Below are 22,907 nucleotides of genomic sequence, written 5' to 3'. Positions count from 1 at the left end.
ACAGTTTCAAACGATGAATTTATAGTAAATGCCAGTCAAATTAAGTGTTGACTGGCATTTTTATTGACGTTAATTAAACTCACCTGTGGCACGTTGTTTGGCCCAGTCGCGTAAAATAAATTTCTGTAATTTACCTGTTGAGGTTTTTGGAATCTCGGTAATCACAATATCTTTAGGGACCTTAAACCGCGCCAATTGTTGCTGACAATGCGCAATCAATTCATCGGTACTGACACTGATGCCTTGTTTTAATTCAATAAAAGCGCAAGGCACTTCCTGCCAGCGTGGGTCAGGTTTGGCAACGACTGCGGCGGTCATGACCGCTGGATGCTGATATAACACCTCTTCCACTTCAAGCGATGAAATATTTTCACCACCTGAGATAATTACATCTTTGGCACGGTCGGTAATTTTGGCATAACCATCGGCCTGACAAACGGCTAAGTCGCCGCTATGAAACCATCCGCCTGCAAACGCTTCTTCAGTCGCTTTCGGATTTTTAAGATAACCCTTCATCACAATATTGCCACGGAACATAATTTCCCCCAGTGTTTGTCCATCGGCAGGCACAGGTTGCATGGTTTCAGGATCAAGTACCCGCATACTGTCTTGTAATGGATAAGGCACACCCTGACGAGAATGTAACTGCGCCTGTTCCTGAATTGATAAATCATTCCAGCCTGCTTGAGAGGCACAAAGCGCAGAAGGGCCATAGGTTTCAGTGAGTCCATAAACATGGGTCACATTGATACCAATATGGCGCATCCCTTCAATAATCGCAGCAGGTGGAGCTGCTCCAGCAACCATGACTTCAACGCGATGATCAAAATGAACCTGTTTGTCTTTAGGGGTATTGATTAACATGGATAATACGATGGGTGCGCCACAGAAATAATCCACTTTATGTTTGGCAATCAGCTCAAATACAAGTTCTGGATCTACTTTACGCAAACAGACATTGGTGCCGCCATTGGCTGCAATCGTCCATGCGAAACACCAACCATTACAGTGAAATAGTGGCAGTGTCCATAAATAACTGGCACGAGGCGTCATACCACAGGCAATAATATTGCTCGCTGCATTGAGATAAGCTCCGCGGTGATGATAAACCACACCTTTTGGATTACCTGTGGTGCCAGAGGTGTAATTCAGACTAATCGCATCCCATTCATCATTGGGAAGTGACCATTCAAAATTGGCATCGCCTTGACTCAGCCATGTTTCATACTCAATTTGACCAATCGGATTGGAAAGTTCAGATTCATATTCGAGATCAGCAACATCAATGACATAAATTTGTTGTGAGATCAGCGCTAGTGCTTCCCGAGCAACATGAGCAAATTCTGGATCGACTAAAAGTACTTTACTTTCTGCATGCTCCAACATAAACGCAATGGTTTTGGCATCAAGTCGGGTATTCAAGGTATTTAGTACAGCGCCTGCCATAGGAACAGCAAAATGTGCTTCAATCATGGCAGGGATATTCGGAAGTAGGACCGAAACTGTATCGTTTTTTTGAATCCCTAACTTTTGTAATTGATGTGCAAATTGGCAACAGCGTTGATAGGTTTGTTTCCATGAGAGCTGACGCGCACCATGAATAATAGCTGCCTGATCTGGATAAATATAAGCGGCGCGCTCTAGATACCGTAAGGGTGAAAGTGCTACAAAATTGGCAGCCGTTTTTGGTAGCTCATCATAAGCATTCATGGCAATAGACTCCGTGTCATTGTTTTAATGATTGTTGATTAAAAGATAGGGGTTTAATTTCATCAAATCATTTAGGCTTTAGTCTTAGAGTATGGGTTGCAATCTATGAGCTTTAAATGCTGGATGAAAAAAACTTGTGGTTATTTTTATCATAAACGCTTCATAAACCAATCCGAGCAATAATTTTGCGTCTATTTGTTTTTATATGATTGAGCTTGTAAATGCTCCAATTGTCCTCATTAACTAAGACATGAATGCAAAAAATTGAGAAACTTATCTTTTTTTAAGTGTAGCTGTTTTCTCAAACTCTTAACCCGTGTAAAATTCTGCCATAATTTTATATTATCCACCGTTTTTATCTTTTGAGGTCTTCCTCGATCATAATCTCGCGGTGATATGCTCCATTGTGCGGGGCATCACTCCTTAAGGATTTTCTTATGCCAATTATCACATTGCCAAATGGCGATCAAAAATCATTTGATCAAGCTGTCTCTGTTATGCAAGTTGCTCAGAGTATTGGGCCAGGTCTTGCTAAAAATACCGTTGCGGGTCGTGTCAACGATCGCCTTGTAGATGCATGTGATTTAATCACCGAAGATGCAACAGTACAAATTATTACGCCGAAAGACCCAGAAGGTGTCGAGATTATTCGTCACTCTTGTGCGCATTTGGTTGGACATGCCGTTAAGCAATTGTTCCCTGACGTGCAAATGGTGATTGGGCCTGTGATCGAAGAGGGCTTTTATTACGATATCTTTAGTCCAAAGCCATTTACTTTAGAGGATATGGCGGCGATTGAAGCACGAATGAAACAACTGATTGATCAGGATTATGATGTCATTAAAAAAATGACACCACGTGCTGAGGTGATCAAAGAATTTCAATCTCGCGGTGAAACTTATAAATTACGTTTGATTGATGACATGCCTGAAGAAACCCAAATGGGCTTGTACTATCATCAGGAATATGTGGATATGTGCCGTGGTCCTCACGTGCCAAATACCAAATTTCTAAAGAACTTCAAGCTGACTAAAATTTCAGGTGCTTATTGGCGTGGTGACGCTAAAAATGAGCAATTACAACGTATTTACGGCACAGCTTGGTCAGATAAAAAAGAGCTAGCAGCTTATATCAAACGTATTGAAGAAGCTGAAAAACGCGACCATCGTAAAATTGGTAAAGCGCTTGATTTGTTCCATATGCAAGAAGAAGCACCGGGTATGGTGTTTTGGCATGCCAATGGCTGGACGATTTATCAAGTTCTTGAACAATACATGCGTAAAGTTCAGCAAGAGAATGGTTATCAGGAAATCAAAACCCCGCAAATTGTCGATTTTAGTTTATGGGAAAAATCTGGACATGCAGCAAACTATGCTGAAAACATGTTTACCACACATTCTGAAAATCGCAATTATGCTGTTAAACCGATGAACTGTCCTTGCCATGTGCAAGTCTTTAATCAGGGTTTAAAATCTTACCGTGATTTGCCGATTCGTTTAGCCGAGTTTGGCTCATGTCATCGTAATGAACCATCTGGTTCTTTACATGGCATTATGCGTGTCCGAGGTTTTACTCAGGATGACGCGCATATTTTCTGTACCAAAGAACAGATTGGAAAAGAAGTTGCAGACTTTATCCAATTAACTTTGGATGTCTATAAAGACTTTGGTTTTGAAGATGTACAAATGAAACTTTCAACTCGCCCTGAAAAGCGGGTGGGTGAAGATGCACTTTGGGATCTGGCAGAAAAATCATTGGCAGATGCCTTAGATGCTGCTGGACTGGATTGGGAATTGCAACCCGGTGAAGGCGCATTCTATGGTCCAAAAATTGAGTTTTCATTAAAAGACTGTTTGGGTCGTGTTTGGCAATGCGGTACTATTCAATGTGACTTTAACTTGCCAGAGCGTCTGGATGCCTCGTTTGTGACAGAAGACAATGAGCGTGATCAGCCTGTCATGTTACATCGCGCAATACTTGGCAGTTTTGAGCGTTTTATTGGTATACTTATTGAACACTATGCGGGTTTTATGCCACCTTGGTTGTCACCTGTACAAGCTTGCGTTATGAATATTACCGATTCGCAAGCTGAAGCATGCCAACAAGTAGTGGCAAAACTCAAAGAAAATGGTCTTCGAGCGATTTCTGACTTGAGAAATGAGAAAATCGGCTTTAAGATTCGTGAGCGTACACTTGAGCGTATTCCGTACCTTTTGGTTCTTGGTGACCGTGAAGTAGAAGAAGGTACTGTTAATGTTCGTACTCGCTCAGGAAAAAATTTAGGTACTATGTCAATTGATGCATTCATTGACTTAGTGAAATCTGCCGTTGCCGAACGTGGCCGGTACATTGTGGAGTAAGAAAGATTAAACAGCCTGATCGTAACCAACAACAAGGTGCAAAAAGTAACCGTCCTGCGATTAATGACGAGATCCGTGCAAAAGAAGTACGCCTCGTAGCCGCAGATGGAGAACAAAAAGGGATCGTTTCACTTGCTGAAGCGTTGCGTGCTGCCGAAGATTCAGATCTTGACCTAGTCGAGATTGTTGCTAATGCAGAACCACCTGTTTGTAAAATCATGGATTACAACAAGCACTTGTTTGATTTGAAGCAGAAGCAAAAAGATGCGAAGAAAAAACAGCATCAAGTACAGGTCAAAGAAATCAAACTACGTCCAGCAACGGATGTAGGTGATTATCAGGTCAAGCTTCGTGCGATTTTAAAGTTCCTTGAAGAAGGGAACAAAGTTAAAATCACGTTACGTTTCCGTGGTCGTGAGATGGCACACCAACAGTTAGGTTTGGCGCAATTGCAAAAAATTGAAGCAGACGTGACCGATTTTGGTGTGGTTGAACAGGCTCCGAAAATGGAAGGTCGTCAAATGGGTATGTTACTTGGACCGAAAAAGAAAAAGTAAGCTTTTACCCATTTCAAAAAACGCAGCCTAAACGCTGCGTTTTTTTATGTTGCTGCTTTTTTTTATGTTTAGATTTATAGATAATTGAAAAATAATCAGCTCACTCTCACCGTATCAAAAAATTTGGAGAAAAACAGGAACTCATCCTAGTCATTCCTACATTATTTAAGGTGAATCTATTTGATCCGTTTCCTGTAGAAGAGTGGATAAACGGAGAAAATCAGGAACGTAAAATTTTCGGTAAGCAGGCAAAACCATATCAGAATAAACAGCATCGACTGACTAGATAAAGATTTAGATTCTCATTTTATGATTTTCTTTAAGGTTGTTAAGCAAAGTCACTGCTAAACTAAATCACTTTTTATACTTTTATTCGATGTTAAAAAACATGTTATAAACGTATACAAAGACTTAAAGATAGAAAAATAGGATAAGAAGGTATTTCATGATAGACCTATATTATTGGGGAACCCCCAATGGACATAAGATCAGCATCGCGCTCGAAGAAATGGAGCTGGAATATCAAATTTTTCCAATTAATATTTTAGAAAATGATCAGTTTCAGCCAGACTTTCTGAAAATATCACCGAACAATAAAATCCCTGCCATTATTGATCAAGATGGCCCAAATCATGAGCCAATTTCGATTTTTGAATCGGGTGCAATTTTACAATATTTGGGTCGTAAGACGGGACTTTTTTACCCGACAGATGAGCAAGAACGCGTTGAAGTTGAGCAATGGTTAATGTGGCAAATGGGCGGTTTGGGTCCAATGCTGGGTCAAAATCATCATTTTGGTCGCTTTGCCAAAGAAAAAATTCCCTATGCCATCGAGCGTTATGTCGCTGAAACTAAACGCTTGTATAGCGTACTTAATACGCAGCTCATTGGACAAAAATTTGTGGCAGGTGAGTACTCGATCGCAGATATGGCAATTTTACCGTGGATATTACGTCATGAGTGGCAATCCATCGATTTAAATGACTATCCTTATGTGAAGGATTATGTAGAACGTTTGACTGCGCGCCCAGCCGTACAGAAAGCTTTATCCATTCAAATCATCTGATTTTTTACTGAAAGATCATTCAATCTTTGATAAAAAGTAATGGCTTTTGTCAAAGATTCTCTGATGGCGTATTTTCTTTTATTTTTGTCTGCTTTTGGTGCTGCAACATTGTTGCCATTGCAGTCCGAAGCTGTATTATTTTCTCTGTTCGTACTTCAACAGCATCCAGTCGTGCTTTTATTATGTGTGGCGACGTTGGGTAATGTATTGGGTTCGTGTGTCAATTGGTGGTTAGGTCTACAAATTGAACATTTGAAACATAAAAAATGGTTTCCTGTTTCAGCAAAGCAATTGGAAAAAGCACAAAAGATTTATCATCGTTATGGTTTTTATTCCTTATTGCTAAGTTGGGCACCGATCATTGGGGATCCCATTACCTTAATTGCAGGTGTCCTGAAAGAAAATTTCTGGCGTTTTGTAATAGTGGTCAGTTTTGCGAAAGCAGGACGTTATTTGTTTATTTATTTACTTTATATCGGATTGATTCACTGACCAGAAAGCGATGTTTCTGGTCAATTTAAACTTTAGAGTGCAGAACATTTATCCAGTTTAAAATGGATTTCATCTTTAAGCTTGGATTTTTTAAAGAACCAAAGTTTTTTAGGAACATCCACTTGAGTATTTGAAAGGGCTTGCATCACCTGTGCATCTAAAGCGTAAATCCCTGAGCCTTTGTTAATTTTGACTTGGGTTGCTTCACCTTGTTTATTCACTTTAAAATTAAAACGCACCAAGCGATCTTTGCCTTTAAGTTCATCACGTGGCACATTTAATGTAGGTTGCTGAACATAGCGAAAAGGAACTGATTTGGCTGTTTGCTGTTTTAACCAGTTCTTTGAATCAAAATGATAAATACATTCAGCAGTTGAGTCATCGCGGTCTTTATAATCCAGATTAAAAGTTTGGTAACCTATTGTTGAAATGAGATTTCCATCTTGTTGGAACGGTTTTACTTTGGCTTGTTCTACTGCTTTTACGAGCAAATCGTCCAGCTTTTTATTACCAGTACTTTCCTGAACTTTGACTTGAGTGACTGTTCCTGTTTCATCTGCCGCGACACGTAAAATCGCAGCCCGATCCTGTCCTTGTAAATCTGCATTGTCATAATTGAGCTTTGGAAATTCACGCCATTCAAGCCGAGTTGTCAAATGTGCGGGAAGGGCAGAGCTTTTTTGTGGTGCCAATTGTGAAGAGTTTTCTTTTGCATCAGCTTGGGTGATGGATACACTTGCAAAAAGTGCAAGGCAAAAAATAGATTGTTTCATCTTGGATGGTTTGTGATTGTAAAAGCATTGTTGCGAAGTATTCCCTGTTCAGGAAATACACGCAACAAAAAAATGCAGACTTGAGGGTATCTAATGAAAAATCATATTATTTGAGTGAAAACATACCTTAAACTTAAGGATCGGTGCCTTTATTAATATCCATATGAAATAAATCTTTGGTTTTCGTCCAGCTTAATATCACCACTGCAAGCGTCATACAGCCACCAAACAGGGTTGCTGCAAGAGTTCCCATATATTTAGCAGCCAAACCTGATTCAAACGCTCCTAGCTCATTACTACTCGAAACAAACATACCATTGACCGCGGCAACGCGACCGCGCATATTTTCGGGTGGAAAAATTTGTAGAATGGTTTGACGCACCACCACAGAAATACTGTCGCAAGCGCCTGTCATAGCTAAAGCAAAGAGTGACAACCACATGTGACTTGAAAAAGCAAAAATAATGGTAAATATGCCGAAACCAGCTACAGCCAGTAGCATATTGCGCCATGCATGATGTGTTGGTGGAAATCGGGTTAAAGCAATCATGGTAAAGAGCGCACCAATAGAAGGAGCTGCTCTTAAATAACCTAAACCTTCGGGACCAACTTTTAAAATATCCTCAGCAAAAATTGGCAGTAACGCCACTACGCCGCCAAATAAGACTGAAACCAGATCCAGTGAGATTGCCCAAAGCACAATCTTGGTTTTCCAGATAAAACGAAAGCCTTCTCCCAAACTTGACCACATATTTTCATGTTCAATTGCGGGAAAGCTTCTTTTCTTCAGCAACATGATTAAACAGAAGCAAATGAATAGGAGAATGGAAACACTTAATAGACTGGTTTCACGACCTAAAAAAGCCAGCATAAAGCCACCGAGCATTGGCCCTAAAATCACGCCACTTTGCCAACCTATAGTTGTCCAAGTTGCGCCATTGGTATAAAGCTCTCGTGGAATCAAAAATGGCTTAAGTGATGTCGCAGATGGGCTATAGAAGCCACGAATCACACCAAAACAGAAAATAACCGCATAAATCCCTAATGCTAGGACATGGACACTGATTTGATTTAAACCATATAAGTGAAAGAGTCCCCACAGCACTAAGGGCAATGGAAATGAAAAGAACAGACAAATTTTCATAATCAGTTGTTTATTAAACTTATCTGCTACATAGCCGCCCCAGAGTGACAGACTAATAAATGGAATCGCTTCTGCAAGACCAATCAGACCCAAAGTGAGTGGATCTTTGGTAATTTTATAAAGTGAATAGGCAACAATAATTTCCTGAATTAAAATGGCGAGTGTCAGGCAAAATTGATTGACCGTAATAATGGAAAAATCGCGATATCGGAGTGCGGCAAAAGCATCCTGCTTGGGTTTCATAACTATCGTATTTTGAGAATCTTGCTTTAATTATAAGCACGAATTCTTAAAACAAGGCTATAAAACTAAGTTTTTTGATGGGTAAAATATTAAAACTCAGAGCTGTGTATACGATACAATTTCAATTGAATTTGCTTTTGTTTTAAGCAAAGATGCTATATCATACTGCCTTCCTTACCTGCAGGTCGATTTGCAATGGTGCAAACGTGCCGAACAGGTGCCCAAAAGAGGTTACTATGGCTAAGTTAAAAACTCGCCGTGGTGCAGCTAAACGCTTCAAAGCGACTGCAAACGGTTTTAAGCGTAAACAAGCGTTCAAGCGCCACATCTTGACCAAAAAATCTGCTAAACGTATTCGTCAATTACGCGGCTGTGTAATGGTTCATGTTTCTGACATGAATTCAGTTCGTCGTATGTGCCCATACATCTAAGGAGATTATAAATGGCTCGTGTAAAACGTGGTGTAGTGGCTCATCGTCGTCACAAAAAAATTCTTGCTCGCGCTAAAGGTTACTATGGTGCTCGTTCACGCGTTTATCGCGTAGCGTTCCAAGCGGTAATCAAAGCTGGTCAATACGCTTACCGTGACCGTCGTCAGAAGAAACGTCAATTCCGTGCTCTATGGATTGCGCGTATCAATGCCGGTGCTCGTCAAAACGGTTTGTCTTACAGCCGTATGATCGATGGCTTGAAAAAAGCTCAAGTGATCATCGACCGTCGCGTATTAGCTGACATCGCTATGCATGATGCAGTTGCATTTGCTGCTTTAGCTGAAAAAGCGAAAGGTGCATTAGCTGCATAAGCTTAGAGATTCAAAAGAAGGCCGCTTTTTAGCGGTCTTTTTTATTGGTTGATTTATGGTTGAGGCAGATTTTTCAAAAATTATAAAAGAAAGAGAGATAAAATGCGTAAACAATACCATTTTCGTCAGGTTGGTCATGATACTTATATTTGAGATATACATCGACTGGTCAATTTGTCAAAAGATTTTAAAATTAAAGAAATCTTATTAGATCAAATTTTGGAGTTAAATGAAGCGTATTGGTTTCCTGATCAATTTCCGACGACACTGCAAATTCTTGAACATATTCAACTTATCGAACAGGCGGATTTAACCTATCCAATCATTCTAAGCGCTGATGGTCGAGTCATGGATGGTATGCATCGAGTGGCTAAGGCAAAACTACAGGGAGATTTGAAGATTCTAGCTGTACAATTTGAGAAAACGCCTGTACCTGATTTTATCAACGTTGATGAGGATGATTTAAACTATGATGAATAAGATGATGCATTGATTTGTATTGAAGATTACACAACCCCAACATCTTTGATTAGACATTTAGCCTCGAATCTTTCTACAGTAAAGAAACTTTTATAGTCAAGAGAACTTGAGGAGAATAAAAACATGTTAGTCAGCGTAGAAGGTTTAGAGCAAGGTACAATTGAAACGGAATTGAGTATTTTGCCAAGAAAAGGTGAAACAATTCGAGTTTTTTATGGACCAGATGCCGAAGTTGAAGGTGAAATTGAAAATGTTCATCACATTGTTAATCAACATGATGGTGGGCACAAAGTCATTATAAAAATAAAACCCAGCTATTGAGAGATAAACCTAAAAACCTAAAGTAAACGTACTTTAGGTTTTTATTCAAAATCCTTATAGACCAAAATAATACGCGCAAGCGCAAATAATAATGGTCAGAATAATAAGTTTGATCACTCCCGATGAACCTACTTTATGATGTTGATGATCTTTAGAGGTAGAAGGCTTTTTGTTTTGCGATAGCGTCTGTGCTTGAGGATCGAGAGGGGATACGATTTCGATAGAAGTCCGCTGTGCAGACTTATAATGATTGGCGATCTTTACAATCAGTTTGGCACTCAGGTCGTCAAGTTTCTGAGAAAAATTACGCAGATTAATCTGATCTTCAGGTGTAAGCATTTCACCAGATTCGCGATAAGGATGTTGACGTAACTGCTCAATAAAGTCGGACAAAGCTTCGGTACGATGCAAAAGTTCATGCGCAATATCGGCGGAATAATCTGTTGGAATAAGCGCTAGATATTGCATGTCCTGCAAAAGTGATCCATCCGGTTTTTGTACCAGTTTGGCGTCGATTCCATAATAGGGTAAATCATGATTTTGCGGTTCAATAAAGCCTTGCGCATATTTACTTTGGAATAATTCATTTTCAATAAAGATCTGAATCTCATCCCAATCTGATTCTTTTAAATCAGCTTCGATTTTTTTGCAGAGTTTATCGGACAAATCAAAACGCCAAAATGTTTCCTGATGCAAAGTTGATTGCTGTGAAGCTGGAATTTCAAAGTCATTGTCATTTAAGTACCATTCGGCAAGTTCTTTACCCAAGATCCATGCAGTTTTTTTATTCTTTTCATGACTCACAATAAAATGGGCAAAAGGCAGTAGCTCCACATTGGCATTTGGATTCTGTTCATCAGTGAGTAATGTGGAAAGATGTAGACTAATGCGGTAAACCCCCTGCTTTTTTAATCCCTCAAGCCAGACTTGAAAATGCTGTGCCAGCAGGTGCTGTGAACCCAGATCACGAAACTGAAAATAGTGCTGATAAAAAATAGAATGCTGTAACCAACGACTAAAACTGAGTTCATGGTTGAGATATTCATTGCCATAGGTGACTAGAGTAAGTTGTTGTTTCCAGATTTGATCAAGTGCCATAATTCAGTTTTCTCATCTGTGCTGAATGCAATCTTATACGTTTTATAATTCGTATGACTAGAGGTCCACTCGCATTGAACAGCAATTTTCCTGCGTTTGATCTTCATCATTGTGTCTAAAAACTGTTAGAATGCAGAGTTTTATTTTATTTATAACTTTGTTGCTTTGAGAGTTACTATGTCACTGGAAGCCCTGACCACCGAAGCGCTTGCTGCCATTGCAGCAGCTCAAGACCTTGCTGCACTCGATCAAGTCCGAGTTCAATTTACAGGGAAAAAAAGCCAGCTTGCAGAACAATCGAAAGCATTGGGCAAAATGGATCCTGAGGAACGTAAGGTTCAAGGTGCTGCGATTCATGCTGTTCGTGAAGCGATGAATAACGCACTGACTGAGCGTCAAAATGCGTTACAACAAGCTGCATTACAACAAAAACTGGCGAGCGAAACGATTGATATTACCTTGCCAGGACGTGGTCAACACACAGGGAGTATTCATCCTGTGATTCAGGTGCAAGAACGTATTTGTCAGTTCTTTACCAAAGCAGGTTTTATGGTCGCGACAGGGCCTGAAGTGGAAGATGATTATCATAACTTTGAAGCCTTGAATATTCCAGGACATCATCCTGCACGTGCGATGCACGATACGTTTTATTTTGATGCCAATCATTTATTGCGTACGCATACCTCTGGTGTGCAGATTCGTACCATGGAAACCACACAACCACCGATTCGTATCGTGTGTCCGGGTCGTGTCTATCGTTGTGATTCGGATCAAACCCATTCTCCGATGTTTCATCAAATTGAAGGTTTGTATGTTGCAGAACATACCAGTTTTGCTGAGTTGAAAGGTTTATTGATCAACTTGCTGAATGAGTTTTTTGAAAAAGATTTAAAAGTCCGTTTCCGTCCATCTTATTTCCCGTTCACAGAGCCGAGTGCTGAAGTGGATATTATGGATGAGCGCGGACGTTGGTTAGAAGTGTTAGGCTGTGGCATGGTACATCCAAATGTACTACAGGCAGCAGGAATTGATCCTGAAAAATACAAAGGCTTTGCCTTTGGTTTAGGGGTAGAGCGTTTTGCGATGTTGCGTTATGGCATTAATGATTTGCGGATGTTCTATCAAAACGATGTGCGTTTCTTGCGCCAATTTGCTTAAACATTTTTCAGGATTAAATAAGGTTTTATACAAATGAAAATTAGCGAAAACTGGTTACGCACTTGGGTGAATCCAGCGATTGATAGTGAAACTCTGGCTGATCAACTGACCATGCTGGGTCTGGAAGTCGATGAACTTGCACCTGTTGCCAAGCCATTTACTGGTGTGGTTGTCGGTGAAGTACTTACGGTTGAGCAGCATCCAGATGCAGATCGCTTACGTGTCACTACGGTCAATATTGGTTCAGGCGAAGCTTTGCAAATTGTGTGTGGCGCGCCCAATGTACGTGTAGGCATGAAAGCACCTGTTGCCACCATTGGTGCAGTATTGCCAGGCGATTTTAAAATTAAAAAAGGCAAACTGCGCGGAGTTGAATCCCAAGGCATGCTCTGTGGTGCTTCAGAAATTGATCTGGAAGACAAAATCGACGGTTTACTTGAATTGCCTGATGATGCACCAGTGGGTGTCAATGTTCGTGATTACTTAAAACTTGATGACAACGTCATTGATATTAGCATCACGCCGAACCGTGGTGACTGTTTTAGTATTCGTGGAATTGCGCGTGAAATTGGTGTGATCAATCAGTTGCCTGTTACTCAGCCTGAGATTCAAGCGATTGCAGCAAACATCACTGACCAAAAACAAGTTCAATTGACCACTGATGGCGCACCTCGTTATTTAGGCCGTGTTGTCAAAAATGTCAATATCAAAGCAGCGACACCTGCTTGGATGGAACAAGCTTTAGCACGTTCAGGGGTTCGTACCCATAGCATTTTGGTCGATATTACCAATTATGTGTTGATGGAATTGGGTCAGCCGATGCATGCCTTTGATTTGGCAAAATTGCAAGGCGATATTCAGGTCCGTCAAGCTCAGCCTCAAGAAAAACTCATGCTACTCAATGAGCAGGAAGTTGAACTCAATCCTGAGATTATGGTCATAGCGGATGATGCTAAAGTATTGGCGATTGCAGGGATCATGGGCGGTCTTGAAACTAGTGTAACTGATGACACACAAGATATTTTTCTTGAAAGCGCATTCTTTGCCCCACTTGCAATCGCAGGTCGTGCACGTCGTTTCGGTTTACATACAGATTCTTCACAACGTTATGAACGTGGGGTTGATTTTGAATTGCCAATGATCGCAATGGATCGTGCTTCACAGTTGATTCAGCAATATGCAGGTGGAGAGTTTGGTCCGATTACAGTAGCTGAAAAAACTGAGCGATTGCCACAACGTAACGCGATCGAACTCGATCAAGCACAGGTTGATGCATTGCTAGGTTACCAAGTGTCGGCTGAGTTTATTGCAGATGCTCTAACGCGTCTAGGTTGTGTGGTTACGGTTAAAGCACAAGGACAATGGTCAGTTCTACCGCCATCACATCGTTACGATATGGCAATTTATCAGGACTTGATTGAAGAAGTTGCCCGTATTCATGGCTATGACAATATTCAGATTCGTTTGCCACAGATTGATGTGAAATTTAGTGCTTATCAAGATGGTTTTGAGCAAGATCAGTTACGTCAAACGATGGTCACACTGGGTTATCAAGAAGCGATTAGTTTTAGCTTTGCTGACTTAAAACTGGAAAAACAACTGAATCCAGCCGTTCATCCGCTGGCATTGGCGAATCCAATTTCAAGTGATTTGGCGGTGATGCGTAGTACTTTACTGTCGAGTTTGATTCCGTGTGTACAATACAATTTAAATCGCCAACAAAATCGGGTACGTCTGTTCGAACTTGGTCTGCGTTTTGATTATCAAAATGCTCAGTCGATCCATGATTTAAAACAAATTCCGACTTTGGCTTTAATTGCAGTGGGTTCACGTATTCCTGAACAATGGCATGCCAAAGCACAGCCTATGGATTTCTTTGATCTTAAAGGTGAAGTTGAGCAGATATTGGCGGCTGGGCGAGTGCAAGTTGATTATGTCCGTTCAGAACGCGTTTGGTTGCATCCGGGGCAATCTGCTGAGATTGTGGTGAATGGTCAATCGATCGGATATTTGGGACGTTTACATCCATCACTTGAAAATGATCTGGATTTAGGTGTAACTTGGGTAGCAGAATTAGATCAAAGTGCAGTTTTGCAATCTTATGTATCTAATTTTACAGAATTATCACGTTTTCCATCGGTTCGACGTGATATTGCGCTGTTAATCAGTGATAATATAAATGTGAATGATATTCAGCAGTTAATTAAACAAACAGGTGGAGACCTTTTGGATTCTAGTTGGTTGTTTGATGTGTACACGGGTCAAGGTGTTGAACAAGGCAAGCGTTCTCTAGCATTTGCATTGTTATGGCAACATCCTTCACGTACGCTTGAAGATGCTGAAATTAAATCTGGTATGGATCAAATTATAGAAGTGTTAGAAAACACTTATCAAGCGACATTGAGGGCCTCATGACAGCACTAACTAAAGCAGACATGGCGGATCATTTAAGTGAGCTCACGAGCTTAAATCGTCGTGAAGCAAAACAAATGGTTGAGTTGTTTTTCGACGAGATTAGCCAAGCCCTCATCGCAGGTGAGCATGTGAAACTTTCGGGTTTTGGCAACTTTGAATTACGTGATAAACGTGAGCGCCCTGGGCGTAATCCTAAAACAGGAGAAGAAATTCCGATTTCTGCACGTCGTGTTGTGACTTTTAGAGCGGGTCAAAAATTTAGACAGCGCGTAGGAAATGAGCAGGATTAAACTGTTCTATTTCAGAGCTGTGTTTATTTGATTTTTCTTTTTTATAAAATGGCAGGTTTAATCCTGCCATTTTTTATGTCTAATTGGGTGATTTAGAAAATCCAGAAATTTACATATGACCTTTGATCACTTTATTTGCCGTTCTTATATATTTGAAGGTGTAGGCTGTTTGTTTGAAATTCGAGATAAAATTTACGCTGAACCTAATACTTTTCATTAGATGACTCTAATATTGCAAAATCGATTTGAATGCACTATGCCTTGATTTTATTATAAAAAATAAAATAATAATGAACTGGTAAATAGAAAGGAAAAGGAGCTTATGGTTATGAAAATTATGATCCTAAGCAATAATATGTGAATCGTGAATCGTGAATCGTGAATCGTGAATCGTGAATCGTGAATCGTGAATCGTGAATTTATTAATTTAATAGTGAATCATTTCTAAATAAAAAAGAGAGCTAAAAAGCTCTCTTTTTTGACACTAAATCTAGATACTAGATTAGTGAGCAGCTTCTGATGCAGAAGCAGCAGCGTCAGTTGCAGCGCCAGCAGCGTCAGTTGCAGCAGCAGCAGCTGTGTCAGCAGCAGCAGCAGCGTCAGATGCAGCAGCAGCAGCTTCTGGAGCAGAAACAGCAGCAGCGTCAGTTGCAGCAGCAGAAGCTTCAGATGCAGCAGCAGTAGCTTCAGATGCAGCAGCGTTAGCGTCAGCAGCAGCTTCTTCAGTTTTCTTTGCACAACCAACGAAAGCTAAAGTAGTAGCGATAGCAGCAGCAATAGCGATTTTCTTGAATAACATGGCATCACTCTCATAAATTTTGTGAGATTAAAAAAAACCGGTGTTAGCCTGTTTGTGCTTTAATTATTCCTAACGAAGCTAGGTAACAACGCATGGAGCAGTCTAACTGGTCTGGAAATATGCTATCATTGCCTATGATGAAATACTACTGCTGAACGATAAAATTAAGAGAAAAAAGCGATAAAATAGACGAATTATTAACAGAAAATAACAATCAAAAAGTCAGTTTATATTGGAGAAATAATTGTTAAGCCTCTAAAAGCTAAACGTTTTTTCTTTTTAATCTTGAAATTTATCATTTAATAACACGGGGTTTAACATTAAATACCTACAATTGTATATTTATGTAAAAAATGTCAACCAAAACAAAAGGCTGCCATATGGGCAGCCTTGATATGAAATAACAATGAAATTAATTCGCTGCTTTTCGTTTCATCTGATCGAAGAAATCATCATTGGTTTTGGTTTCTTTCATACGATCAAGTAAGAATTCCATTGCAGCAAGCTCATCCATTGGATGCAGTAGTTTGCGTAGAATCCAGACTTTACGTAGGTTATCTTCATCCATCAAACGCTCTTCACGACGCGTACCAGATTTCTTGATATTCATTGCAGGGAAGACGCGTTTTTCGGCAATACGACGATCCAGTGTAATTTCCTGGTTACCTGTACCTTTGAATTCTTCGTAGATCACATCATCCATCTTACTGCCAGTTTCGATCAATGCAGTTGAAATGATGGTCAGTGAACCGCCTTCCTCAATGTTACGTGCTGCACCAAAGAAACGTTTTGGACGTTCGAGAGCATGCGCATCGACACCACCCGTTAACACTTTACCTGATGATGGAATCACCGTGTTATAGGCGCGAGCCAGACGAGTAATCGAGTCGAGTAGAATCACGACATCTTTTTTGTGCTCAACCAGACGTTTCGCCTTCTCAATCACCATTTCGGCAACTTGAACATGACGTGCAGGAGATTCATCAAAAGTGGAAGCCACGACCTCACCGCGAACGGTACGTTCCATTTCAGTGACTTCTTCTGGACGTTCGTCAATGAGTAGAACGATCAGGAAAACCTCTGGATTATTACGAACAATCGACTGTGCGATGTTTTGTAATAACATGGTTTTACCCGCTTTAGGTGGGGCAACAATGATGGAACGCTGGCCTTTACCAATTGGCGCAATAAGATCTACAACACGTGAGGTCAAATCTTCAGTGGTACCGTTACCAAGCTCCATGACCAGTTGCTCGGTTGGGAAAAGTGGCGTTAAGTTTTCAAAAAGAATTTTATTACGAGAGTTTTCAGGAGTGTCGTAGTTAATTTGGTTGACTTTTAACAGTGCAAAATAACGTTCACCTTCTTTTGGTGGGCGAATGGTTCCTGTAATCGTGTCACCTGTGCGCAAATTAAAACGACGAATTTGCGAAGGGCTGACATAGATGTCGTCTGGACCTGCAAGGTAAGAACCCGCAGCTGAACGTAAAAAACCAAAACCATCAGAGAGGATTTCGAGAACACCATCACCAAAGATTTCTTCACCGTTCATGGCGTGGCGTTTTAAGATGGCGAAAATAATATCTTGCTTACGGTTACGAGCCATTCCTTCAAGGCCCATAAACTCAGCAATCTTAATGAGTTCGCCAATCGGTTTTTTCTTGAGTTCGGTTAAGTTCATAAGTGGTCAGATTGATAAGGAAAATAAAGTTGGAGTCAAATAAGAGAAGCAAAAGTCAGCCGCAAGTTTCAAATGCGAAATATACGCACTTGCATAGTCACAAACGCAGAAGTCTGGTTGATTGTTTCGGTATGAAATATATGAAAACAATTGCTAGTGCCGAGCGGCGATCTTATGTTTTGTGTCTTGCTTTGTAAGAAGGCAGGTGAAGTGATTTTCCTTCAGCACTTCTTGCTCAAGAAATATAAGTCAGATCAGCGCATTTGTCAATTTTTCAGCAAAAAAAATACGCTATTTGAAATAGCGTATTAGGGACTCGCATCGTTTGGCAAAAACTTAGGTGTTTTCATCCAGGAATGCAGCAAGTTTAGAACGAGGTGCCGCACCCACTTGTTGAGCAACAACTTGACCGTCTTTGAACAAAAGTAGTGCAGGAATATTACGGATGTTGTACTTCACCGCAGTTTCTTCGCAAGAAGTCACATCTACTTTTACAATTTTTACTTTACCTTCGTATTCTTGAGACAAATCTTCAAGCACAGGCGCAATGGCTTTACATGGCGCACACCATGCTGCCCAGAAGTCAACCAGTACAGGCGTTTGTGAGTCTAGAACATCTGCTTGGAAATCAGCATCAGTGGTATTTACAATATTAGCAGACATAAGCTTGCTCCAAATCTTTTAAGAAATTTTTAGAAGGATAAGAACGTATCGGCATGAAGTATTACATAGCCTTCTAGGTCAATGTAAGGGTTGTTTTACATTATTCAAGGATTCGATTAATTTGTCTAATAGATGTTGGCAATGCTGATCATCGTGACAAACAATGCTAGATCGTCATTATTTTTATATAAAAGCAGCCAACTGATTGGCAAAAATGGCTTTTCAATTGCATGTATGTGAATTACTCTAAGCGACAATTCTGTAGGGGTTAGTTTCAATGGCTGATTTTTTAATTGATGAAGAATTACTTGCTGCCATCGACATGGGATCGAACAGCTTCCATTTAGCCATTGCACGTGTAGATCATGGTGAAGTCAAAAAAGTCGCTTCAATGTCTGAAAAAGTGCAATTGGCGGCAGGCCTTGATGAAAATAAAAATTTGACCGAAGCCGCGCAACAGCGCGGTTTGGCGTGTCTGGCCCGTTTTGTCGGGCGTTTGGGTTCGGTACAGCCGAATCGTTTGCGGATTGTGGCAACTAATGCTTTGCGTCAGGCTAAAAATGGTCATGAATTTATTCAAAAAGCAGCTGAAATATTACCTAAACCCATCGAAATTATTGCGGGTCGTGAAGAAGCTCGTTTAATTTATTTGGGCGTCTCGCATACCATGGCGAACGGTGGTCGCAGATTGGTGATTGATATTGGTGGTGGTTCAACAGAGCTGATTATTGGTGAAGAGTTTGAGCCAATTCAAACCGAATCTTTACAAATGGGTTGTGTTGCCTATACCAAAGCTTTTTTTCCAGAAGGTGATATTAGCCCTAAAATTTTTGATAAGGCTGTCACAGCGGCACGTAAAGAATTATCTGCAATTGCCAATACCTATAAAGCTGAAGGATGGGACACTGTTGTTGGTTCTTCAGGCACTATCAAAGCGGCCAAGCAAATTATGGTCAATCTGGGCTTAAGCGATGAACAGGAAAATGTCACACGTGACGGTCTGGAAAAACTCAAAGATAAACTCCTCAAATTTAAGCATAGCGCCGAGATCGATTTTGAAGGTTTAAAAGACGATCGGCGAGCAGTTTTGCCAGCAGGCTTGGCGATTTTATATGCAGTTTTTGATGTTCTAAATATCGATAAACTCGCATATTCAGATGGTGCGCTACGTGAAGGGGTCATGTACGACTTACTTGGTCGTTTTAAGCATGAAGATATTCGTGATCGAAGCGTACAGGCACTAATGGGGCGCTATAATGCCGATTTAAAACAGGCAGAGCGGGTGGTCAATACCGCACAACAATTGTTTGATGATGTCGCGCAACAACTGGATTTAACCAACGAAGACAGTGATTTATTGCGCCGCGCAGCCTATTTACATGAAATAGGTTTAGCGATCAGTCACGGTGGTTATCATCGTCATGGTGCATACTTATTGCAACATTCGGACATTCCAGGCTTCTCACAAATTGACCAAAATCATCTATCTTTGTTGGTTGCCTATCATCGCCGCAAATTGCGTAATGACGCTAAACACGACGTTTTAAAAGGCGGCGGCATCAAATTGGTCTATCTTTGCCTACTGCTACGTTTGGCTGTTTTACTCAATCACAGCCGAAGTGATCAGATGCTTCCTGCCATTGAATTGACAGTACTAAATAGTCAACAATGGCAACTTAGTGTTTCTGGTGATGCAAAACAATGGCCGTTGCTGGTTGCCGATCTGCATGATGAGCAAGAGCAATTTAAGCATTGGGACATTGAGTTGGATATTCAGTCGGAAAAATTTATCGATTAACTCGACTTGGTTGGGCGATTGAGCATGTGCAATATGCCATCAATACGCCCCAATTTAGGGATAATACTCGACTTATGAAAAGTAAAGCTGCTCAGTCTAAAGCGTGGAAAACCGTACAAATTGCACGACATCCTGATCGACCACAATTTCTAGATTATGTCGGTGAAATTTTCACTGAATTTGATGCCTTGCATGGCGATCGTCTGTTTGGTGATGATGGTGCAATGGTCGGTGGTTTAGCACGTTTTGAAGGCCGCCCAGTCATGGTGGTGGGTCAGCATCGTGGTCGTAGTACCCGTGAAAAGTTAAAACATAATTTTGGGATGTCGAATCCCGAAGGTTATCGTAAATCACAACGCTTACTGGATATGGCGGAACGTTTTAATCTGCCTGTTTTTACCTTTATCGATACCATGGGAGCATATCCCGGTGTCGGTGCAGAAGAACGCGGTCAGGCTGAAGCGATTGCAACGAGCTTGGCGCAACTGTCTCACTTAAAAGTGCCTGTCATTGCGACAGTATTAGGTGAGGGTGGTTCTGGTGGAGCGTTGGGGATTGGCGTTGCTGACCGTGTGATTATGTTGTCACATAGTATCTATTCAGTGATTTCACCTGAAGGCTGTGCCTCTATTTTATGGAAAACAGCAGAAAAGGCAGAGCAAGCCAGTGATGCTTTGGCACTGACTGCAGATAAGCTGCAAAAGATTGGTATTGTCGAATATGTCGTCGATGAAGGCGAAGGCGCACATTTACATCCAGAACAGGTTATGCAAAATCTGCAAGTCGTGTTAAAACAGGCGCTAGATGAATTGCTACCGATGGATGCAGATGAACGATGCGAAGCTCGTTACCAGCGTTTAATGAAATTTGGCAGCGAAAATTTAGGTCTCACCTCTTAAATCAAGCTGAACAGTTTTCACCTGAAACCACATTTTTAATTGGATGCAGTGGTGGCATGGATTCCATGCTATTGCTGCATTTAATGTCGATTGTTTTTCCAGCGCACGTTCGTGCGATATATATCGATCATCAATTACAAGCCTCCAGTCATGAATGGGGTTTTTTTGTGCAAAACTATGCACAGCAACTCAATATTCCCGTTATTATTCAGAAGGTTGAAGTTGCCTCAGGTAATCTGGAAAATCAGGCACGTACTGCACGCTATTCTGCATATCAACAACATTTAAAATCTCATGACATTTTAGTCTTGGCACATCATCAACAAGATCAGGCAGAAACTGTTTTACTGCGATTACTGTCAGGTGCAGGAGTCAATGGTCTGTCTGCCATGCAAGCATTGGAAAATCGGGAAAATTTTCAATTGTGGCGACCTTTTTTATCGTTGTCGCGTGAACAAATTGAATTATGGTCGATGCAATTAAATCTGCCATTTGTACAAGATCAGACCAATTTTGACACACAGTATGATCGGGCATGGTGTCGTCAAGAGGTCTGGCCATTATTGCAACAACGTTATCCCAAAATGCAGCAAGCTTTGAGCCGTACCAGTATTTTAATGCAGGATGCCCACAACATTTTGCAAGAGGTATTTCTACAAGATCTACAATATTGTGGTAATAGCACTCAAATTGATTTGGAAAAATTACAACAACTCAGTTTGCCTCGGCAGCGTCAGCTTTTATCGGCGTGGATGAAAGGGGAGGCAGATTATCGACCGCCTTTTGAGATGGTGGCGCGTTTACAACAAGAAGTGATCAATGCCAAAGCAGATGCCCAGTCGGCTTTGCATTGGCATGGACACTATTATGTCCGTTATCAAAAACAACTTTATCGAATTGCTAAAACTTTATATTTAGCGTCAAAAAATTGTTCTCATGTAACTGGTACGATTTGTCTAGATCTTAATCAAAGTATTTCTTTAATTTCAGGGAAATTTAAAATCATTTATGCTGAGATAGGACTTTCTGCTGATTTATTAAAGCAAAACTTAACGATACACTCACGTCAGGGCGGTGAAAAAATCCATTTATATGGGCGTGTTGGACATTGGCCATTAAAAAAAGCCATACAAGAGGCACAAATTTTGCCGTGGTTACGTCATACAATTCAAATATTAGCCATAGATAATGTTATGCTAGGGGTTTTTACCCCAAAAGGGTTTTGGCTAGCACAATCGAAATATTGTGAAAATGACGGTTGGTTGCCACATTTAAGTTCTGAGATAGATAATTTGCGAGTTGAGCATAATTCATGAATGCGACATTAAATTCAAATATCACATTTATTGGTGGTGGTAATATGGCGCAAGCCCTGATTGGTGGCTTGCTGGCACGTGGATTACCAACAACTCGGATTATGGTGTCTGATCCTGTCGAAGCAATTCGTCAGTTATTGCATGAAAAAGAAATTCAGGCAGTGGATGATAATGTAAAAGCCATTAAGAATGCCGATGTGGTCGTTTTAGCAGTTAAACCACAAGTTTTAGGTACTGTTTTAAAACCTTTACATGGTCTATTTGAAGGTAAGTTAATTGTTTCGATTATTGCTGGAGCAGAAATAGAGACGATTGCTGCATTGACTGGAACGGATCGAGTTGTACGTGTCATGCCGAATACACCTGCTTTGGTTCAGACTGGTGCTCATGGTTTATATGCCAATGAAAATGTGACAACGAAAGACCGTGATTTAGCCAGTCAGATTTTGGCGGCAACAGGATTAACGATTTGGGTAAATTCTGAAGCACAAATTGATGCTGTGACAGCGGTTTCAGGCTCAGGCCCAGCGTACTTTTTCTATTTAATGGAAAGTATGATTCGCGCTGGAAAAAATATGGGACTGGATGAAAAAGTCGCGACTGCGCTCACTTTGCAAACTGCTTTGGGTGCAGCACAAATGGCAATTACCAGTTCCAATACCCCAGCGGAATTGCGTAAAAATGTGACGTCTCCAAATGGCACAACCCAAGCGGCCCTTGAAGTCTTTGATCGCGCCCAGATTTCACAGAATATCCAGACAGCACTTGCTGCTGCACAAAAACGTAGTCAAGAATTAGCACATGAGCTAAGTGACAGTACCAAGACCCATTAAGTAGGAAAG

General features: G+C 40.7%; 23 protein-coding genes. 16 read left to right on the top strand and 7 right to left on the bottom strand.

Annotated features, from left to right (window positions below):
* Nucleotides 1-69 precede the first annotated feature (69 nt).
* A complete protein-coding gene (locus I6L31_RS06585) occupies nt 70-1,710 on the bottom strand; it encodes an acyl-CoA synthetase (protein ID WP_004993005.1) in 1,641 nt (546 codons plus the stop codon).
* Between the two features lie 437 nt (nt 1,711-2,147).
* On the opposite strand from I6L31_RS06585, the gene thrS reads away from it, so the two are divergent.
* The 5 genes from thrS to I6L31_RS06565 all read left to right on the top strand — a co-directional run bounded on the left by thrS (nt 2,148) and on the right by I6L31_RS06565 (nt 6,185).
* On the top strand, nt 2,148-4,070 hold the full coding sequence (gene thrS, locus I6L31_RS06580) for a threonine--tRNA ligase (RefSeq protein ID WP_004993008.1): 1,923 nt from the start codon (nt 2,148-2,150) through the stop codon (nt 4,068-4,070).
* Nucleotides 4,071-4,075: 5 nt separating this feature from the next.
* Nucleotides 4,076-4,627 (top strand): translation initiation factor IF-3, encoded by a 552-nt coding sequence (gene infC / locus I6L31_RS06575; RefSeq protein ID WP_080632311.1) that lies wholly within the window; start codon nt 4,076-4,078, stop codon nt 4,625-4,627.
* A gap of 113 nt (nt 4,628-4,740) precedes the next feature.
* Nucleotides 4,741-4,917: a DUF7709 family protein gene (locus I6L31_RS18640; protein ID WP_418655513.1), complete on the top strand. Its 177-nt coding sequence runs from the start codon at nt 4,741-4,743 to the stop codon at nt 4,915-4,917.
* A gap of 155 nt (nt 4,918-5,072) precedes the next feature.
* Entirely contained in the window at nt 5,073-5,693 is a 621-nt protein-coding gene (locus I6L31_RS06570) for a glutathione S-transferase N-terminal domain-containing protein (RefSeq protein WP_005002506.1), read from the top strand.
* Between the two features lie 60 nt (nt 5,694-5,753).
* Entirely contained in the window at nt 5,754-6,185 is a 432-nt protein-coding gene (locus I6L31_RS06565; protein WP_171064971.1) for a YqaA family protein, read from the top strand.
* 32 nt (nt 6,186-6,217) lie between these two features.
* Here the strand turns inward: I6L31_RS06565 and I6L31_RS06560 are convergent, their stop codons facing one another.
* Both I6L31_RS06560 and I6L31_RS06555 read right to left on the bottom strand, forming a co-directional pair.
* Nucleotides 6,218-6,958 (bottom strand): TonB family protein, encoded by a 741-nt coding sequence (locus I6L31_RS06560; protein WP_005002510.1) that lies wholly within the window; start codon nt 6,956-6,958, stop codon nt 6,218-6,220.
* 133 nt (nt 6,959-7,091) lie between these two features.
* Nucleotides 7,092-8,345, bottom strand: coding sequence for an MFS transporter (locus tag I6L31_RS06555; RefSeq protein WP_005002512.1), 1,254 nt, complete (start codon nt 8,343-8,345; stop codon nt 7,092-7,094).
* 236 nt (nt 8,346-8,581) lie between these two features.
* Here I6L31_RS06555 and rpmI point away from each other — a divergent pair, with 236 nt between their 5' ends.
* From rpmI to I6L31_RS06535, 4 genes are all read left to right on the top strand, one after another.
* Nucleotides 8,582-8,776, top strand: a complete 195-nt coding sequence (gene rpmI / locus I6L31_RS06550; protein WP_002054552.1) for a 50S ribosomal protein L35 — start codon at nt 8,582-8,584, stop codon at nt 8,774-8,776.
* Between the two features lie 11 nt (nt 8,777-8,787).
* Nucleotides 8,788-9,147 carry a 50S ribosomal protein L20 gene (rplT, locus tag I6L31_RS06545; RefSeq protein WP_000124858.1) on the top strand — a complete coding sequence of 120 codons (360 nt, stop codon included), beginning with the start codon at nt 8,788-8,790 and terminating at the stop codon, nt 9,145-9,147.
* Nucleotides 9,148-9,303: 156 nt separating this feature from the next.
* Nucleotides 9,304-9,627, top strand: coding sequence for a hypothetical protein (locus tag I6L31_RS06540; protein ID WP_227546625.1), 324 nt, complete (start codon nt 9,304-9,306; stop codon nt 9,625-9,627).
* Nucleotides 9,628-9,750: 123 nt separating this feature from the next.
* Nucleotides 9,751-9,948 carry a hypothetical protein gene (locus I6L31_RS06535; RefSeq protein WP_005002516.1) on the top strand — a complete coding sequence of 66 codons (198 nt, stop codon included), beginning with the start codon at nt 9,751-9,753 and terminating at the stop codon, nt 9,946-9,948.
* A gap of 54 nt (nt 9,949-10,002) precedes the next feature.
* Here the strand turns inward: I6L31_RS06535 and I6L31_RS06530 are convergent, their stop codons facing one another.
* Nucleotides 10,003-11,046 (bottom strand): hypothetical protein, encoded by a 1,044-nt coding sequence (locus I6L31_RS06530; protein ID WP_005002517.1) that lies wholly within the window; start codon nt 11,044-11,046, stop codon nt 10,003-10,005.
* 177 nt (nt 11,047-11,223) lie between these two features.
* On the opposite strand from I6L31_RS06530, the gene pheS reads away from it, so the two are divergent.
* From pheS to I6L31_RS06515, 3 genes are read left to right on the top strand one after another with little or no spacing between them, the layout of a single operon-like run.
* A complete protein-coding gene (pheS, locus tag I6L31_RS06525; RefSeq protein WP_004993033.1) occupies nt 11,224-12,204 on the top strand; it encodes a phenylalanine--tRNA ligase subunit alpha in 981 nt (326 codons plus the stop codon).
* A gap of 33 nt (nt 12,205-12,237) precedes the next feature.
* Nucleotides 12,238-14,619, top strand: coding sequence for a phenylalanine--tRNA ligase subunit beta (pheT, locus tag I6L31_RS06520; RefSeq protein WP_005002518.1), 2,382 nt, complete (start codon nt 12,238-12,240; stop codon nt 14,617-14,619).
* Nucleotides 14,616-14,909, top strand: a complete 294-nt coding sequence (locus I6L31_RS06515) for an integration host factor subunit alpha (protein WP_004993038.1) — start codon at nt 14,616-14,618, stop codon at nt 14,907-14,909. Before pheT ends, I6L31_RS06515 begins: the two co-directional genes overlap by 4 nt.
* 502 nt (nt 14,910-15,411) lie before the next feature.
* Here the strand turns inward: I6L31_RS06515 and I6L31_RS06510 are convergent.
* The 3 genes from I6L31_RS06510 to trxA all read right to left on the bottom strand — a co-directional run bounded on the left by I6L31_RS06510 (nt 15,412) and on the right by trxA (nt 18,052).
* Nucleotides 15,412-15,708 (bottom strand): hypothetical protein, encoded by a 297-nt coding sequence (locus I6L31_RS06510; RefSeq protein WP_004993040.1) that lies wholly within the window; start codon nt 15,706-15,708, stop codon nt 15,412-15,414.
* 412 nt (nt 15,709-16,120) lie between these two features.
* Nucleotides 16,121-17,389: a transcription termination factor Rho gene (gene rho / locus I6L31_RS06505; RefSeq protein WP_004993042.1), complete on the bottom strand. Its 1,269-nt coding sequence runs from the start codon at nt 17,387-17,389 to the stop codon at nt 16,121-16,123.
* A gap of 336 nt (nt 17,390-17,725) precedes the next feature.
* Nucleotides 17,726-18,052: a thioredoxin gene (gene trxA, locus I6L31_RS06500; protein WP_004993046.1), complete on the bottom strand. Its 327-nt coding sequence runs from the start codon at nt 18,050-18,052 to the stop codon at nt 17,726-17,728.
* A gap of 277 nt (nt 18,053-18,329) precedes the next feature.
* On the opposite strand from trxA, the gene ppx reads away from it, so the two are divergent.
* The 4 genes from ppx (at nt 18,330) to proC (ending at nt 22,898) form a co-directional block, all read left to right on the top strand.
* Nucleotides 18,330-19,850: an exopolyphosphatase gene (gene ppx / locus I6L31_RS06495; RefSeq protein ID WP_004993048.1), complete on the top strand. Its 1,521-nt coding sequence runs from the start codon at nt 18,330-18,332 to the stop codon at nt 19,848-19,850.
* A gap of 74 nt (nt 19,851-19,924) precedes the next feature.
* On the top strand, nt 19,925-20,749 hold the full coding sequence (locus tag I6L31_RS06490) for an acetyl-CoA carboxylase carboxyltransferase subunit alpha (protein WP_004993051.1): 825 nt from the start codon (nt 19,925-19,927) through the stop codon (nt 20,747-20,749).
* Entirely contained in the window at nt 20,686-22,065 is a 1,380-nt protein-coding gene (tilS, locus tag I6L31_RS06485; protein ID WP_080632312.1) for a tRNA lysidine(34) synthetase TilS, read from the top strand. The genes I6L31_RS06490 and tilS overlap by 64 nt, the downstream gene beginning before the upstream one ends.
* Nucleotides 22,062-22,898 carry a pyrroline-5-carboxylate reductase gene (gene proC / locus I6L31_RS06480; protein ID WP_004994642.1) on the top strand — a complete coding sequence of 279 codons (837 nt, stop codon included), beginning with the start codon at nt 22,062-22,064 and terminating at the stop codon, nt 22,896-22,898. The genes tilS and proC overlap by 4 nt, the downstream gene beginning before the upstream one ends.
* Nucleotides 22,899-22,907: the final 9 nt, after the last annotated feature.

Origin of the sequence: Acinetobacter septicus (assembly GCF_019355975.1) — a bacterium.
GTDB lineage: Bacteria > Pseudomonadota > Gammaproteobacteria > Pseudomonadales > Moraxellaceae > Acinetobacter > Acinetobacter ursingii.
The sequence above is the reverse complement of the archived record's forward strand: the minus strand, read 5'-3'. Positions and strand labels throughout refer to the sequence as shown.